Source organism: Lactiplantibacillus herbarum (assembly GCF_001039045.1).
GTDB classification, from domain to species: domain Bacteria; phylum Bacillota; class Bacilli; order Lactobacillales; family Lactobacillaceae; genus Lactiplantibacillus; species Lactiplantibacillus herbarum.
Map to the genome: position 1 here is coordinate 39850 of NZ_LFEE01000033.1, position 15941 is coordinate 55790.

Annotated in this window: 16 protein-coding genes; 9 read left to right on the top strand and 7 right to left on the bottom strand. The window is 43.5% G+C overall.

Going from position 1 to position 15941, the window contains the following annotated elements; translation table 11 throughout:
• Positions 1 to 165: 165 nt before the first annotated feature.
• The 5 genes from ACG95_RS10050 to ACG95_RS10070 all read right to left on the bottom strand — a co-directional run bounded on the left by ACG95_RS10050 (position 166) and on the right by ACG95_RS10070 (position 5641).
• On the bottom strand, positions 166 to 1311 hold the full coding sequence (locus ACG95_RS10050) for an ArgE/DapE family deacylase (RefSeq protein ID WP_048000379.1): 1146 nt from the start codon (positions 1309 to 1311) through the stop codon (positions 166 to 168).
• Between the two features lie 117 nt (positions 1312 to 1428).
• The gene (locus ACG95_RS10055; RefSeq protein WP_152668325.1) at positions 1429 to 2376 is read right to left on the bottom strand and encodes a hypothetical protein; all 948 of its coding nucleotides are present in this window, start codon (positions 2374 to 2376) and stop codon (positions 1429 to 1431) included.
• Positions 2377 to 2667: 291 nt separating this feature from the next.
• Entirely contained in the window at positions 2668 to 4008 is a 1341-nt protein-coding gene (locus ACG95_RS10060) for an NAD(P)H-dependent oxidoreductase (protein WP_048000381.1), read from the bottom strand.
• A gap of 15 nt (positions 4009 to 4023) precedes the next feature.
• Positions 4024 to 4632, bottom strand: coding sequence for an NADPH-dependent FMN reductase (locus ACG95_RS10065; RefSeq protein WP_048000382.1), 609 nt, complete (start codon positions 4630 to 4632; stop codon positions 4024 to 4026).
• A 217-nt stretch (positions 4633 to 4849) separates the two neighbouring features.
• On the bottom strand, positions 4850 to 5641 hold the full coding sequence (locus ACG95_RS10070; protein ID WP_048000383.1) for a tyrosine-protein phosphatase: 792 nt from the start codon (positions 5639 to 5641) through the stop codon (positions 4850 to 4852).
• Between the two features lie 254 nt (positions 5642 to 5895).
• Between ACG95_RS10070 and ACG95_RS10075 the strand changes: the two genes are divergently transcribed.
• Positions 5896 to 6531, top strand: coding sequence for a carbonic anhydrase family protein (locus ACG95_RS10075; RefSeq protein WP_048000384.1), 636 nt, complete (start codon positions 5896 to 5898; stop codon positions 6529 to 6531).
• A 34-nt stretch (positions 6532 to 6565) separates the two neighbouring features.
• Complete coding sequence (locus ACG95_RS10080) at positions 6566 to 7387, top strand: alpha/beta hydrolase (protein ID WP_048000385.1); 822 nt, start codon at positions 6566 to 6568, stop codon at positions 7385 to 7387.
• A gap of 186 nt (positions 7388 to 7573) precedes the next feature.
• Here the strand turns inward: ACG95_RS10080 and ACG95_RS10085 are convergent, their stop codons facing one another.
• Entirely contained in the window at positions 7574 to 8548 is a 975-nt protein-coding gene (locus ACG95_RS10085; RefSeq protein WP_048000386.1) for an asparaginase, read from the bottom strand.
• Positions 8549 to 9560: 1012 nt separating this feature from the next.
• Between ACG95_RS10085 and ACG95_RS10090 the strand changes: the two genes are divergently transcribed.
• From ACG95_RS10090 to ACG95_RS10115, 6 genes are read left to right on the top strand one after another with little or no spacing between them, the layout of a single operon-like run.
• Positions 9561 to 10319, top strand: a complete 759-nt coding sequence (locus ACG95_RS10090; RefSeq protein ID WP_048000387.1) for an ABC transporter ATP-binding protein — start codon at positions 9561 to 9563, stop codon at positions 10317 to 10319.
• A 27-nt stretch (positions 10320 to 10346) separates the two neighbouring features.
• Positions 10347 to 12128 (top strand): FtsX-like permease family protein, encoded by a 1782-nt coding sequence (locus ACG95_RS10095; RefSeq protein WP_048000388.1) that lies wholly within the window; start codon positions 10347 to 10349, stop codon positions 12126 to 12128.
• Between the two features lie 22 nt (positions 12129 to 12150).
• Complete coding sequence (locus ACG95_RS10100; protein ID WP_048000389.1) at positions 12151 to 12426, top strand: hypothetical protein; 276 nt, start codon at positions 12151 to 12153, stop codon at positions 12424 to 12426.
• A 28-nt stretch (positions 12427 to 12454) separates the two neighbouring features.
• Positions 12455 to 12826, top strand: a complete 372-nt coding sequence (locus tag ACG95_RS10105; RefSeq protein WP_048000390.1) for a GntR family transcriptional regulator — start codon at positions 12455 to 12457, stop codon at positions 12824 to 12826.
• Entirely contained in the window at positions 12823 to 13701 is an 879-nt protein-coding gene (locus ACG95_RS10110; protein ID WP_048000391.1) for an ATP-binding cassette domain-containing protein, read from the top strand. The genes ACG95_RS10105 and ACG95_RS10110 overlap by 4 nt, the downstream gene beginning before the upstream one ends.
• Complete coding sequence (locus ACG95_RS10115) at positions 13691 to 14500, top strand: hypothetical protein (protein ID WP_048000392.1); 810 nt, start codon at positions 13691 to 13693, stop codon at positions 14498 to 14500. The genes ACG95_RS10110 and ACG95_RS10115 overlap by 11 nt, the downstream gene beginning before the upstream one ends.
• Positions 14501 to 14613: 113 nt before the next feature.
• On the opposite strand, the gene ACG95_RS10120 is transcribed toward ACG95_RS10115, so the two are convergent.
• The gene (locus ACG95_RS10120) at positions 14614 to 15084 is read right to left on the bottom strand and encodes a universal stress protein (protein WP_048000393.1); all 471 of its coding nucleotides are present in this window, start codon (positions 15082 to 15084) and stop codon (positions 14614 to 14616) included.
• Between the two features lie 206 nt (positions 15085 to 15290).
• On the opposite strand from ACG95_RS10120, the gene ACG95_RS10125 reads away from it, so the two are divergent.
• Positions 15291 to 15524: a hypothetical protein gene (locus tag ACG95_RS10125; protein WP_048000394.1), complete on the top strand. Its 234-nt coding sequence runs from the start codon at positions 15291 to 15293 to the stop codon at positions 15522 to 15524.
• Positions 15525 to 15941: the final 417 nt, after the last annotated feature.

A 15941-nucleotide genomic window follows, 5' to 3' on the forward strand; every position in this document is an offset into this window, starting at 1 on the left:
CTCCAACGGATATTTCCAATTAGCTATAATTAAACTAATATCGTAATTGTCGAACAATTCGACTTTATTCGAAAAAAAAGGGAACCAACACTCACTTTGAGTATTGGTTCCCTTTTTGATAGTTCATTAGTAAATATCCTTAAGATAGTTACCTCATTACTAAACTTACTTGAAATACGCCACAAACAGTTCTTGGTACAGACTGATAAAGTCGAGGTAGATTTTCTTCTCAACATTTTCATTAACTTGGTGAGGCGTTGCGTTACCTGGTCCAAACATAATGAATGGAAAATCGTGTGACTTCCCCTTCAACAAGTTTGACGCATCGGTAACCGCTGGAATCGCTAACTTAGGAATTGGTTGACCCGCGTATGGTTCACCAATTTTAACAGCTAAATCACTCAACTTCGTATCTTTAGGCGCTTCGACCGCATTCTGGGACATGAAGACGTCCATCTGTAATCGTGCACCCTGCTGATTTTGCTGATCAACCAACTGTTGTAAGGTCGCAATCGCTTCGTCGTTATCAAATTCAGGAATCGAACGAATATTGATATCGGCCTCAGCCTTAGCTGGAATTGAGTTGACCTGATCGCCACCATTAACGATGGTTGTATTGAAGACTAGTGGTCCAAGCAAGGCACTCGTACGATCCGTATCTCGGAACGCATGGTTAGCCTGATATAAGACTTCAATCAATGGGTCCAGCGCATTGTAGCCCTGTTCTGGCATTGAACTGTGGGCAGCCATCCCGGTTGAAGTCAGCTTAATATCAATCGAGCCTTTATGCGCAAAGGCCACGTTATATCCTGAAGGTTCACCAATCAATAAAGCGTCAACATCATCCATCATGCCCGCTTCATAGAATTTCTGTGAACCGGTCTCGCCAACCTCTTCTGCGATGGTTGCCATCAAGCGAATCCGGCCGTTCGTCAAGGTATGAGCAGCGTCAATTTCAATCATTGAGATCACCATCGCTGCTAATCCTGATTTCATATCCGTTGCACCACGACCATATAGCTTACCGTCACGTTCTGTCAGCGTAAAGGGATCACTGTCCCAGTCGGCTAAATCACCTGGCGCCACTACGTCCATGTGTCCAGAAATTCCGAGCACCGGACCAGTCGTCCCAATCTCAGCCACCAAGTTACTACGATTCTCACTGACAGGCATCAGCTCGGCTTTAATCCCATGATCAGCAAATAATTGTTGTAAATACTGGGCAACTTCAACCTCATTGTCATTTACCGACTTGATCTTTACCAAATCACTTAAAATCTGCACCTTATCTGTATCTGTAAACACTGCCATTCGTTCGTACCTCCTAAATTAGTTTAATCTTAACGCAATCGAGCCATTATGCGGCTATAAAGACACCCTGCAATGCTATTTTCCTACGTTAAACTTTGTCTTAATCAGTTTCTTTGACTACTTTTTGCTAGGTAACTGCCAGTTTTCACCAGAGTGCATTTGGCGAACATAACCACTAAATTCAGGTTGCTTCGTGTACGCTGCCACCAAACTGCCTAGTTTGACCTTTGTTCCCTTAAGCGAGCGATATGCAGGCACTAAACCGTTCAAACCAGTCTTAGCACCTTGTTCATCCAAGAAATCATACATTTGAACGTTTTGATGGGCATCAACTTTAACCAAATAGTAGAAATGCGCACTAGTGTAATCCTCAGAATCTCCAGTTAAAACGTACCATGTTATTTTTCCATCTTGGATAACATGATATTTATAAGTCACTTCATCCGTTGACAGATCATACGTTGTAATCACTTTATGATATTGCGTAAACATTGCCATTTTCTCACCAGTCGTTGTCTTCGTAGCCACAGGTTTGACTTGTTGAATTTGTTGGACATTGCCATTAGAAGATGAGGTCGTAGTGTTGACTTGCGCTATCACCGTTGTGGGTAAAAATTGCAGCTGTAAAAACAGACAAGCTACAAGAATTCCTATACTGATCGTATATCCCTTAAAGTAACGCAACTCCCGCTTTAATAGTGCAGCTGGTGTCGCTAACAGTGAACTAGGTTCTTGCGCATCTGCTGCCGTTTCTAAATCAATTATGAACCGATTTAGCTTCCATTTGACCGCAATCACGCCACAACCACCAACTAGCAAGGCTAACCCACTCCCAAATTTAACCGGCCACGTCGCATGCATATTTTGAAACGACAAATTTGAACCTACAAAACCAGCAAGCATTAACGCAACACTGACAAATTGAATATAGCGTAATCGCCGTAATCTGGGATGCTTTTTCAACTCACTACGTTGCATAAAGCGTCGGCTACGCTTGATCTGTCGTACTGACATTGTTTTATGATAAGTTTGACGGTCATCAAGTATGGCACGTCTTGCAATCAAAAACATAATCATAAAAATTAAGCTTGTCAGTATCCCTATCATCACTATAATTTCTAGAATAAATTCCACACGTTATCTCCATTCAGTCCAGTAAGTTACATTATTTACTATTCGCACTATTACCTTAACACTTTAAATGGATTTCGACTCAATTAATCTGTCTCGAACAGTTTATTTAACCAATTCATAGCATAATTAGCAGCATCAAAAAAGGACTGCAAGATCATCATCTGATTTCACAGTCCTAAGTTATTACTCATATTCAGCATTCGGTTATAAATTACTGCAATACTAGTTCGACGATGCTCCTGAAACACTGTCCACTTCTGGTTCAGGTGTCGGCACCACCACTGCCTTTGGTTCAGCATCCACATCAGCTGAAGCGCCGGAAACTTCATCTACAGCTGGTTCAACTGGCTTAGCATCCGTGTCAGCTGAGGCACCCGTTACTTCATCTGGTTTAGGCGCTACTGCAGCCTTCGTTGAAGCACCGGAAACGGCGTCAGTCTTGGCATTAGGATCAGCAGCCAATACTTGCCCAGTTTGCTTCAAGTAGTAGTTAACGATTGGTAACAAGTCTAATACAAACTCATTGATCCCTTTGTATTCGCCCTTGTCGTCATGCAAAGCTTGGTAGTAATGCATGATGTACTTGTCAGGAATCCCTGGAACCGGCAACTTGAAGAGGTCGGTTTCGCCCGTCCGTAACATGTGCACAGCCCGTTTAACACCCGGAACCGCCCGCTTTGGATGACAGTCAGCTAATGGATTACCAGCTTGAGCTGGTGTCCGTGATGCCAACATCTTATCACCATCCATCTGGTGGTTATAGTAGAGGAATTGGTTATTCGCATCAGCATACGTTAATTCCATTGGCATCGAGTTCAAGAACCAATTCAATTGATTGACCGTCAGCACACCACGATCTAACTTAACGTAATCGTCACCTTCCGCTGCGTTCGTCTTAGCTGCGGCTTGTTCAACCCAATCAGCGGCGTGCATATCGACACCCTTGATTGTCGTCTCAACTTCACCCTTAGCTTCTAGGTCTTCTTTTTTCCAATCGTCCGCATGAGCTTCCGCATCCATGGCGTTGACCATCTTAACAAAGGTTGCAAACTTGCCTAACGTACTCTGCAAGAATGAAACGGTCCGCGCATCCTTCAGATTATTCTGGTCGTCAAACGCATCCTTAACGTTGCTAAGTAAGAACTCGTTACCAGGCATCACAACGGCGTCAACACCAGGTGATTCTAAGATTTGGCGCAAATTCAACTGTGCTCGTGATGAGCCTTGTTCGTAATATGAAGCACCCACGATCATCACTGGTTTTCCTGATAGTGGATGAATCTTAAATGACAGCCATTCGATCACACTCTTCAACGCTGCCGTAATCGTATGATTATGTTCTGGCGTCGCAATGATGACCCCGTCGGCTTGTAAAATCTTACGTTTCAAATACTGAACGGCTTCGCCCTCGGTTTGGTCGTTACTCTGATTGAACATTGGCACGTCTTGAATATCCAAAACTTCCATGTCAACCGTATCACTGAAATGGTTCGCCATAAATTTTAATAGTAAACGGTTATATGATTTATCTTCGATTGAACCCGCAATTCCAACTAACTTCATCAATAAGACTCCCCTCTATAATTTTGTCCAGTCCATGCCACGTACATCTTGATAAGTAGCAGCGTGAGAATTCTTGAGCTTCTTGGTAATTTCTACAAACATCTGGAACTCACCAAATAAGCTGTCCAACTGGGCTACTTTTTGATTGTCGGTTAACTGACCTGCATCATCAAACGCTTGTAATGAGTGACCGAGCATGAATTCTGAACTCGGCATAATCCGGGCTTTCAATTCTGGTGAGTCTAAAATCTGACGCAAATGAGCTTGGGCCCGTGATGTTCCGAGTGCACCATAAGAAGCACCCATAATCATAACGGGTTTGTCAGCAAAGGGCTTGATATGAAATGAGAGCCATTCCAACGCATTCATTAACGCAGCTGGTGCCGAATGATCATACTCTGGCGTACTGATAATCACACCATCAGCCTCTTCGATCTTAGCTGCCATCGCTTGGGCTTGTTCAGGAATCTGAAGACTTTCAGGCTTATTAAATACGGGTAAATCCTTGATTTCCATTAATTCCATTTCTGCTTGATCCGCATAATGGGTTTGCATGAATTGCAATAACTTCCGGTTGGTCGATTCATCTGAGTTGGTTCCGACCATGGCGATAAATTTATGCATTTAAAACAACTCCTTCGTGAATAAATAGTCTAAAAATATATCAATATAAAATGAATAACTATATTGTAATTGATTCAACCCTATAAATCAAAGTGTTTTTAAGCGCTTTCATCTTTCTTAAACAATACAACCCGATTACTTCTAATCAGGCTATCGTACTGCGCTTGTCGAAGCACAAGCTTATAGAAAATATTAAGCCGAAATAATTCGCTTAAGCCTATTCCAAGTAGATGTGTTGTAAATCAGTAATTTCGTTCTTAGTTAACTTGAGTTCCGTCCGTAAATAATGACTCAGATTACCAGATTGACGATTGATTTCAGTCATTGCGGCATCCAGATAGGCTTCATCAACAGACCACAGTGCCCGAATACTATCAACAGTTGCGGCTGAAGCCCCTTGAGCCTTGGCATCAGCGGCTGCACCTTCGATCCGTTTGATCGAAGTTTGATTAGTTAACAGATAATCTTGCTTAATCGTTGCAAAGTCCACGCCTAGTGCTGTTAATAGATAAACAGCACCCATACCAGTTCGATCCTTACCAGCTGTACAGTGGAACAACAAGGTTTCATCAGGATTATCATTAGCTAACAGATTGTCGAAAAAGCGCCGGTATTCATCCTTAGCATGTTGTTCATTGGCAACCATCCGGTAGACCTTCAACATATGTTTAAAGCCACTGTCTGGATGCTTCTCCAAGTTAGCTGTCATTTTATCAGTACCATCAGAATTACGCGTCTCATCAACGTTGAACACTGGTGCGTAGACATACTTGGCATTGCCCGGGATTCGATCAGGTGCATCAAGGACTTCTTGTGGTGAGCGGAAGTCGATGTCATAACGAACGCCATAATCTCCCAAGAAAGCCTGTCCAGCTGCAGTTAGCTGATCTAAGCCACCAGTCCGAATAACTTTATGCCATTTAATCGTCTGTCCGTCTTTGGTCGCATAGCCACCTAATTCACGGAAATTGATTCCGCCCTGCACCGCTAAAACACGTTGATTTGTCATTGTCGAGGCCACCTCTTCTATTATACTTATCTGCCTCTATTCTAACATGCTAATCACCAACACCGAGAACCAATTCCGATTTATCACTTAGAACCACCATTTTATTATTAAGGTTGATCATAATATGAGAATATCATGAGGCAATTGCGTTATAATATAAGCCAGTAATCAGTGGGCTATTATGTCGCTGACTGCCGTTTATCGACAGCAATTATCCATAATCATTAATTAAATTATTATCGGAGGTTTATTTTATGTCTTTAGATTATACCCAGCAGGCAGACTGGCAAGTAACTGGTGGCCAACACCAATCGCCCATCGACATTCAAACTGCAACCACCCAACCATCCCAACTATCTGCTATTAGTTGGCGGGGGCTGTACCAAGCACAGACCATTATCGACGATACGACAACGCTAAAAGCGGCCGGAATCGGAACCGCTTATTTAAATGATCGTGACTTCAATTTTCAACAGCTTCATTTTCACACACCAGCTGAACATCTAATCGATGGTCAGGCGGCACCCATTGAGTGGCACTTTGTTCATCAGAGTGCCACTGGCCAATTAGCAGCCGTCGCTGTATTTGGTCGAATTGGCAAACCCAATGCTAGTTTCCAGAGTTTATTGGACCAGTTCACACCTAATGCTACTAATCAGTTAGAAAAGCCGATTAATTTAACAGACCTCCTTCCTGATACTGGAACCGTCTACCACTACCTAGGCTCACTGACGACACCACCGCTTAGTGAAATTGTCGAATGGTATGTCTGCGCTGACGCCGTAATGATTGGCTCACAACAATTAGCTGCTTACCAACAATTATTTGCAGCTAACCAGCGTGCAATCCAACCACTCAACGAACGTCCGATTATCGCAGAACGGTTCTAACAAACTAACAATTGAAACTTAATAAGGTGATTCTATGTCAAAAAAAGGAGTTTGGTCCCTAATTATTGGGGGGGTGTTAGTCCTACTACTCGGGGGCTTAGCATTCACGACTGAGCTTTATCGGACTCAAGCTAGTCAAACTGCTACAGCAAAGGCGTTGACTCAAAAACGTCCTCTGATCATGATTGCGGGCAGTAGTAGTACTCGCAGCGATTTCGATGATATTCACAAGTCATTGAATGGGCAAAAGCACCATCCCGTCCTGACCGTGACCGTTACGGCTAAGCAACAACTACAATTCAGTAATAGCCAGGTCAACAAATCTAATATTAACAACGCGATTATCGATATTTACTTTGAAGATAGTACGGATTCAAATGACAACATTATCACCCAAACCACGGGACTTGCGAAAGCCATGACCGCGCTACAGAAACGGTTTGATTTCAAGTCAGCTAACGCCCTTGGTTATTCCAACGGTGGTCTTATCTGGAGCCGTTACTTGGCTGGATTAGCTACTGATAAACCCGAGACCATTCATGACCTCATGTTAATCGGCACGCCCTTCTTAGGAACCGACGAAGATCATCCGGACCATGACTTATACGATCCTATGTTGAAGAATAAAGATAAGTTCGACAGCCTCCACACGGTCATTAACATTGCTGGCGATACAGGAAACGGTGACGACAATGTGGTGCCACTATCTAGTGTCACAGCTGGTAGCAAGCTGTTCATGAACAAAGTAACCCGTTATACTGCCATGACTGTTAATCAAAAATCAATCAATCACGGTGACTTATTACACGAAGCATACGTTGCTCGTTTGATTCGCCAGAATTTAATCACTCAATAAGATTTAGCCTCAAAATTGCTCTATTAGAGTCAAGTTGCTTAATAAGCAATGCTATAAAATCAATATTCATACAAAAATGGAGTTGTGACCTTGGTCATAGCTCCATTTTTGTATATATAATTTTAATAGCGGAAATGTGTGATAAAAACCAGTTAATTCTGCCTTTACCACACGTTTTTATTTAAATTAAGAATTCGCCGTCGCTACAAACCGTGAAAGTTCATCCGTCGACATGCCAGCACTGAGGCCAACTAATAATTTAATACGAGCTTTTTGCCCATTGAGTCCCTGACAGAAGATGACACCCATCTGCTTCAGCTGAACACCGCCACCTTCATAGGCGTAAACATCTTGCGCAATTCCATTAAAACACCGTGAAACTAAGACAATCGGAATGTTCATATCAAGTAACTTCTGTACGGCAGGTAACGTTGCTGGTGGTAAGTTCCCGGCACCCAACGCTTCGATAACCACGCCATGCGTGGTTGGCTGTGCAATCGCGTCAAATAATTCAGGTCCCATCCCCGCGTAAGCCTTGATCAAAAAGACGTTGTCGGTAACATTTTGAATGTGGCAAACCGTTGACCGCAACAAGGTTTCAAAGAAGATAACACCCTTGTTAGCAACTAAGCCAATGGGTCCAAACGTCGGTGTCCGGAACGTTGCCACATTTGTCGTGTGCGTTTTCGTCACGTAGCGGGCTGAATGAATTTCATCGTTCATAACTACCAAGACACCCTTATCTGCGGCATCCGATGAACTAGCCGTTTGGATCGCCGTTTCCAAGTTATGCAACCCGTCAGAACCAATCTCATTAGCAGAACGCATCGCCCCGGTAATCACAACAGCTAATTCATTAGGCAACGTGAGGTCCAAAAAATAAGCCGTTTCTTCAAGCGTATCGGTACCATGAGTGACGACAACCCCGTCAACCCCTTCGTGGGCCGCTTTGTCGATTCGTTGCTTCAGTTGCAACATATGCGCTGGCGTGATGTGTGGTGACGGTACGTTAAAGACGTCTTCCGTCGTTAATTCAATATCGGCCCCAAACGAACTTTGATAATTATCGAGCGGATTTTCCGCACCCGGAGTCACATTACCAGCTTCATCCGCTGACATCGCAATCGTCCCACCAGTATGTAACACTAAAATCTTTTTCACAACGTGTCCTCCTCATGTCTTGTTCTATCTAATCTCAGTAATGGTAATTTTAGGCTAGCCACAGATAGATTGCAATCCTAATTCAACTTCTGCCACGTAACATTAACCCCACGTTAATAATCCGTGGGACAGCAACTAATCTGGGCGACTCCTTACACCGTAAAATTTACTACGTGTAGTGTTTAAACTCCTATAAACAACACTTATTCCGCCTACCGGGGCGTCCTGACAATATTGGAACGTGGTGGGCATAACTGAACATTGTTAGGACGCCCCTCACGGCTGGATAGCATTCGAAGACAAATATATACGTACCTAACTTTGAGCCGACTACTCGTAATTACTAAATTCATCTAAAAAGTAACAACTCAGTTAAATGGGATCCCAACTAAAAATTTACTGACCTTTATTGAACAAACTGTCAGCTGACTTTGGCTTGAGATAACGATCAATCCAACTAAATATCAGGTAAAACACAATTAACATTTCAAAATCCACCTTGGCCGTGAGGGGTAGTCTGACAATGCTCAGGCATGAAATTACACTTAGCTGAGTGGTTTGCTCAGGTTAGTGTAAGGCCGAGTTTTGAGATTACAAGTGGGAGGCTTGTGAGCTCAAAACCGTGCCCATGGCGTTCCAGCGTTGACAGACTGCCCCGGTAGGCGGATACAACCGCACGTATCGCATCATGTATATCTATCTAATCATTAATTACAACTCCGATACCTCATCTGATTGTTCCCTATCAGATTTTCGACAGACCTAGTTATAAGTCTAATTTCAATGACTTAATTTTCCTGTAGTAACTAACCTAATCAACCACACTAACTAACCAAACAATCATTCTAAAAAATTCATCACCACTACAAATTACTGTTAAATCAACGTTTATAGATCCAACAAGCCAAAAGATACAAATAACAATTGACAATTCAGACGCTAGCTTTTATAGTTAGTTACATAAGCAACTAACTAGTTAACGAACTAACAACCACAAAGGGGAATTTTTAAAATGACAACCACACCAATTATGACCGTCACTGACCTGCATAAAACGTATGGTAAGGCAGGCAGCAAGCAGTATGAAGCACTCAAGGGTATCGACTTTGATGTTCAACCGGGAGAATTCGTTGGCATCATGGGCGCTTCTGGGTCCGGGAAGACCACGTTACTTAACATGCTCGCAACGCTAGATCAACCAACCAGCGGTGAAGTAACCATTCACCAGCAACCGATTACTCACCTCAAAGGAAATCAATTAGCTGATTTCAGGGCTAAAGAGATCGGCTTCATCTTTCAAGATTTCAACTTACTGGAAACGATGACTGCGTTTGAAAATATCGCGTTACCACTCTCATTGCAAAACACACCGGCTAAACAGATCAAAACTGCCGTTGAAAACATTGCCCAACAGTTAGGCATTCAGGAATTCCTAACCAACTATCCGAATGAATTATCTGGGGGCCAAAAACAACGGGTTGCCGCAGCACGGGCTTTGATCAATGATCCAGCTATTCTGTTCGGTGACGAACCCACCGGTGCCTTGGATTCAAAGTCAGCGCGCGAATTACTCGACTTGTTCACCAAGATCAATCAGGAGCAGGCTGTTTCAATCCTGCTCGTCACCCACGATCCATTCTCTGCCAGTTTCTGCCAACGCATTCTATTCATTAAAGACGGCCAGATTGGACAAGAACTACAACGTGGTGACCTTGACCGCAGCGATTTCTATCAACAAGTTCTTGATACGCTCGGGACGTTCGAACAGTAATTTGACGCAATCAAAAGGAGTACAACCATGTTAACTAAACTTGCAATGACCGGGTTCAAACACCGCTGGCGCGACTACCTCGTCCTTTTCTCCGGTTTAATTATGTCCAGCGCCATCTTCTACATGTTCGAAGCCTTAGCCACTAACCACGATTTCTTAAAACAGAATACTGGCATCAGCATGATTGGGATGATTTTCCAATTTGGATCCGTCCTATTAACCATTATTACGCTAGTCTATATCAGCTATGCCAATTCGTTTTTGCTCAGTATGCGTAAACGCGATTACGGACTCTTCATGTTAGTCGGTGCCCGCAAGAGTAAGATTGGCCAATTAATCTGGCTTGAAACGCTCTTAGTCGGTATCTCCGCTACTCTGATTGGTATTATTTTAGGAACCGCCTTAACCGCCGGCATTAGCCAAATTTTGATCAACAGCTTAGGGCTTGAATTGCACCATCTGGCAGCTTGGTACTTCCCAGCAGCTGCCGTGACTTTACTGCTCTACGTTGGTTTATTCTTAGTCGCCGGCCTCTTTAACTTGATTGCTTTAACCAAAACCCCAGCTTTAAAATTATTACACAGTAATGACCAACCCAACCGGCCACAGATCAAGCCAGCTCGCCAGTTAATTGAAATTATTGTTGGCTTAATCTCAATTGCCATTGGCTACTGGTCGATGGGTCACCTAAAACAATTACAATTAATGGGGATCGGTATCGCCCTTGTCACTATCGTTTTGGGAACTTACCTACTATTCAATGCAATCTTCGTCTGGTTAATGATTGCACTCAAACGTTTACCAGTCGCCAACCGCGGATTAAACGGATTTACGTTGTCACAACTCAGTTTCCGCATCCGTAATTACACGAAGATGCTCTCAATCGTTGCTATGCTCTTCGCCTTGGCTTTAGGTGCAATTACGGTTGGGATGGGCTTCCACAGTCAAATTCCATTGATGACTAATTCGAACAACGCGTATGACTTAGGACTAGTTAACACCACCAAGTCTGAACAACAACAAATCGCTGCTTTAAAGCCTAAGACCAACATTACTTATCACTTTAAGGCGGATAAAAAAACCGTTTATTACCAAGCAAGTGAATTCAATCAGCACCCATTCACCACGATTGAGGTCCAAGACAAAGCGCAGTTATCATACAAAACGGTGCATAACAACGCAGCACAGATTAAAAAATCAGGATTCAATTACCAATTAATGCAACTTCAAAGTGGCTCGATGGAAGCTGGAACACCCGTCTTCCTATCATCAGCTGCTTACCAAAAACTAGCACAACCTGAACAGCGTCTGACCATTTTCACAACTAATGACGTTGTCCAACATCGCGCTGCCTTGAAGCGCCTTGCTAAAGCCCATTTTCACACGACCGATGTCACCAATTTCGGTGGCCGGTATGCTTCCTACGTCATGGTCAACAGCATGTACTCCGGCCTTGAATTCATGGGTATGTTCTTGGGTATCGCCTTCTTAGCCATGCTTGCAAGTTGCTTAATGTTCAAGATTCTCTCTGGCGCGGACGCTGACAAACACCGTTACGCCATGCTTGCCAAAATTGGGACTACTAAGCATCAACTACGCAGTGCTATTGATAAAGAAATCGCCGTACTCTTCATTCTGCCCGGCATCGTTGGCATCGTTCACGTCCTATTCGGGCTACAGATGTTCAAAATAATTATGATTACATCACCATACACGGGGATCTGGCTACCATTTCTTATTTTCGCCGTTTTATACCTTTTATACTATCTAATTACGGTTAACATTTATCGTCGGATCGTCTTACAATAACCTTTTAGGGGAGGGAACAATCATGGTATACTTTGGATTAGTCGCTTTATTAATCGTTATTACACCACTACACCGTTACGTTCTTGCCAACCGTCGTCAATTTTGGTTAGGTACTTTAATGCCACTCGTTTGGCTGGGTGCCAACTTGGGATTAGCCACTCAGATTGTCTTCGAACATCAAGATACGCTCTTAGCTGTCCTTGGCGCCCTCCTCCTATTATCTAGTTGGATTGCCGCTCGCATTGATCGCACGGAACGACAACTACAACGGTCGCACCGTCAAGTTACGATGAAATAGGGTCCATCACTGCAATGAGGTGAAAAGAATGCAGTTTAATTTTAATAGTACGGAACCAATCTACTTGCAAGTTGCCGACCAGATTGAAGAAGCCATCTTTACGGAAACCTTCGCAGAGGGCGAACAGATTCCTTCGACAACCGAGATTTCTAAAGAATTCCACATTAACCCCGCAACTGTCTTAAAGGGTATGAACATCCTCGTCGACAATCAACTGATTGAAAAACGCCGCGGGGTTGGGATGTTCGTCATTGCCAGCGCACAGAGTCGTATCGTTGCCAAACGGCGCGATCAATTCTATACGGATTACGTCAAAAAACTGGTCAGTGAAGCTCGGAAACTTCACATTACACAGGCCGAATTAGCACAATTAATCGAACGGGGGTTTTCGGAATCATGAGTATTCAAGTTCAGGCTATCCAGCATGCCTTTCACGGTCAGACCGTTTTGGATGACCTTAATCTAACTATCGAACCGAATAAAATCTACGGCTTACTTGGCCGTAACGGTGCTGGTAAGAGTACCCTACTTAATATTATTAGTAGCCGTATCTTTGCCAACAGTGGGTCCGTCACTATGGATGACCAACCAATGCAAGACAACGATTCAACACTGGGTAAGCTTTATCTCATGAGCGAAGTTAATCTCTATTCCGAACGCAGTCGTATTAAACAACTATTCCACACGACCGCCCTCTTCTACGGCGACTTTGACTTTGCATACGCAGCTAAGTTAGCCGACAGCTTTGGTTTAGATACCAACGCCCGCTTCGGCAAGCTATCAACAGGGTACCGCACAATTTGTAAATTGATCATCGCGCTCTGTGTACCCGCCGACTATATTTTCCTAGACGAACCCGTCTTAGGTCTGGATGCCAACCATCGTGAGTTGTTTTACCAAGAATTGATTGAAACTTACAGTGACAATCCACGGACGTTTGTCATCTCAACCCACTTGATTGAAGAAGTCGCCAACTTGATCGAACACGTCTTTGTCTTAGACGAGCATCGTTTAACTCTTGACGGTGACGTCTCCGATATCTTGACTCAAGCCTACACGATTACGGGTCCCGCAACGGACGTGATTGCTTATACACAGGGACTTAACGTCATCGGTGAAGACCATCTGGGTGGCATCACGGCGCACTATGTCTATGGTTCGCTCAACGATGATCGACCATTACCAGATACGGTTACCGTTGAGCACTTAGACTTGCAAAAGCTATTCGTTAACTTAACGAATACAAAGAAGGAGGCCGCCACCCATGTCAACTAAAGTTCGGACGACAACACGCTACTTGTTAACGGAACAATTGAAGTTATTGGGGTGGGCACTATTGGCCGTCGTGATGATTATGGTTATTATTCCCCTACTGTTCTCACTAGTTACTGGTAATATTAGTAACTACTCATTCACAGGTAGTATCAGTAATCTAGCGCTTGGTGTTTTATTCTTCTTCTTTATCTTTATCATCGAGTCCCTGACTTATGATAACTTCAAACTACTGATTCAAAATGGTATCTCACGCCGCACTTATTGGCAGGCACGTGTCAATACGGTTGTTTTACTCAGTCTAATTGGAACCATACTCGCCTTTATTTACGCGTATGGTGTTCACGCTCCACTCAACCATCTCAGCAGTAACTCGATCTTATTAGACGCACTACACGGCCCTTACGTTTACTTTTTCGGTAACAATCTTGTTCTAGGTATACTTGTTGGTATGCTACTAACTTGGATTTTCTTCATCGGTACCGGCCTGACTGGGATGGCTTGTGGTAGTCTGTTAGCCTTATTCAGCAAATGGATTCAACGTCTACTCGTCATCGTCGTTCCCGTTCTAGGAGCTTTTCTACTCGGTTTCATGATCTCTGCCAGTGATCATCAGCAGACCAATTACAATTTTGACGGTTTAGTCACCGTATTCAAGTTTCTCTTTGGTTTCCCACTACACGGCAATCCAAAAATGGGCTACTTAAACCCAACCATGCCCGTCATCACAATGTTGATTGGTTGCGCCATTATGGGTGGCCTCGCCTACCTCTTCAATCGTAAACTCAAGATTAAGAATTAGGTTTAAAACAAATAAGCAGGATCAAGATGCGCTAATAGCACATTTTGATCCTGCTTATTTTAGTCTAGCTAGCAATAAATTCTGATAAATCAGCTACCGACTAATTTCAATATCTATTTATCGATCTGCGTGTTCTGAAGATCCGTCTTGACCACAATGACGTCCGTCAGCGCATTTCGCTGCACATACGTCGTTACGGAACCTTCTAAGACCCGTTCCATCGCATTTAAGCCGGTTGATCCCATCATGATCAGATCATTGTGGTGATCACGAACAAAGTCTTGCGAAATAATCGGTTTGGGACTGCCCATGCGAATATGGAACGTCACGTCCGTAAAGCCTTCCTGCTTGAGCTTATCAACCGTTTCTTTGAGATACGTTTCGGAATCTTGCACGAGTTGATACGTGATATCGCCATCCGCTAATCCAGCAAGATTATAGCCAAATTGACCGGGATCAACGACCGCCAGCATATCAATATGAGCAGCGTTACGCTTAGCAACCGCTACCGCCTTGTCGAGGGCAATCTCCGCCTGTTGTGAGCCATCCAATGGAACTAAAATATTCGTATATTCTTGTAACATTCACGCCACACCCTTTCCTTCTACTTCCCTTATTCTACCATTATTTGTATTTGAATGCGGTATCATTTAATCCAACTACTGACCACTCGCATTCCCCACTTGCCAAAAAAACCAGCTCTAATATTTACACAAACTTTACAGCATCGCTATTCGATATTTACAACCAGCGCCTACAATTGGTTTTAATCACTGAGGGGGTGGGCTCATTGCTTGCAAGAGTACAATCAGGATTAATCGCTAGTCAAACCATCGTCGTTAACCAAGACCTCACTTATCAATTACAACTAATCGGCTTGAATCATCGTCAGCCAGCCTTTCTAACTAGACTGACCGCCAAGACCTTACTGGGCACGCTAACCGTTAATCAAGACCATTTCACTGACCTGATAGCCGCGCGCAATGCGTACCAGGCCTACGCAACTGGTTTGGCACCATCATAATTTTAACTAGCCGTATCACTTTAAAATCAACTAATACGAGTCTGGACAAAAACCAGGCTCATTTTTTTATCTTCCAACTAAAAATACTCACTGTTAAACCATTGATTTAACAGTAAGTATTGGATGAAAATTAGTGTCAGTGCTTAATTCACCGCTCCATCAGAACTAAAGTTAACCACGACTATCGTAATTAACAACCAGTCTAGCCGGAGGTGGGTAGTATTAGCGGTGCTGTGAAGGTGGCGTTAACTCGGTGGTTCTTGACGAGTTTACACCACGGACGTCCTTGGTTATTGGTGAAGTGTGCCAATGACCAAGACGAGGGCAAAGACCGCTTCTCAGGCTTGGCCCGGTCCCCACAGCTGAGCTAGTACAGACCACCGGAGACGAAAATTATGACTAGTTTTAATTTTCAGG

Coding starts and splice junctions, on each gene's coding strand:
- ACG95_RS10050 (WP_048000379.1), bottom strand. CDS start 1,311: ATGGCAGTGTTTACAGATACAGATAAGGTGCAGATTTTAAGTGATTTG.
- ACG95_RS10090 (WP_048000387.1), top strand. CDS start 9,561: ATGACAACCACACCAATTATGACCGTCACTGACCTGCATAAAACGTAT.
- ACG95_RS10060 (WP_048000381.1), bottom strand. CDS start 4,008: ATGAAGTTAGTTGGAATTGCGGGTTCAATCGAAGATAAATCATATAAC.
- ACG95_RS10120 (WP_048000393.1), bottom strand. CDS start 15,084: ATGTTACAAGAATATACGAATATTTTAGTTCCATTGGATGGCTCACAA.
- ACG95_RS10065 (WP_048000382.1), bottom strand. CDS start 4,632: ATGCATAAATTTATCGCCATGGTCGGAACCAACTCAGATGAATCGACC.
- ACG95_RS10110 (WP_048000391.1), top strand. CDS start 12,823: ATGAGTATTCAAGTTCAGGCTATCCAGCATGCCTTTCACGGTCAGACC.
- ACG95_RS10105 (WP_048000390.1), top strand. CDS start 12,455: ATGCAGTTTAATTTTAATAGTACGGAACCAATCTACTTGCAAGTTGCC.
- ACG95_RS10070 (WP_048000383.1), bottom strand. CDS start 5,641: ATGACAAATCAACGTGTTTTAGCGGTGCAGGGCGGAATCAATTTCCGT.
- ACG95_RS10115 (WP_048000392.1), top strand. CDS start 13,691: ATGTCAACTAAAGTTCGGACGACAACACGCTACTTGTTAACGGAACAA.
- ACG95_RS10100 (WP_048000389.1), top strand. CDS start 12,151: ATGGTATACTTTGGATTAGTCGCTTTATTAATCGTTATTACACCACTA.
- ACG95_RS10075 (WP_048000384.1), top strand. CDS start 5,896: ATGTCTTTAGATTATACCCAGCAGGCAGACTGGCAAGTAACTGGTGGC.
- ACG95_RS10095 (WP_048000388.1), top strand. CDS start 10,347: ATGTTAACTAAACTTGCAATGACCGGGTTCAAACACCGCTGGCGCGAC.
- ACG95_RS10080 (WP_048000385.1), top strand. CDS start 6,566: ATGTCAAAAAAAGGAGTTTGGTCCCTAATTATTGGGGGGGTGTTAGTC.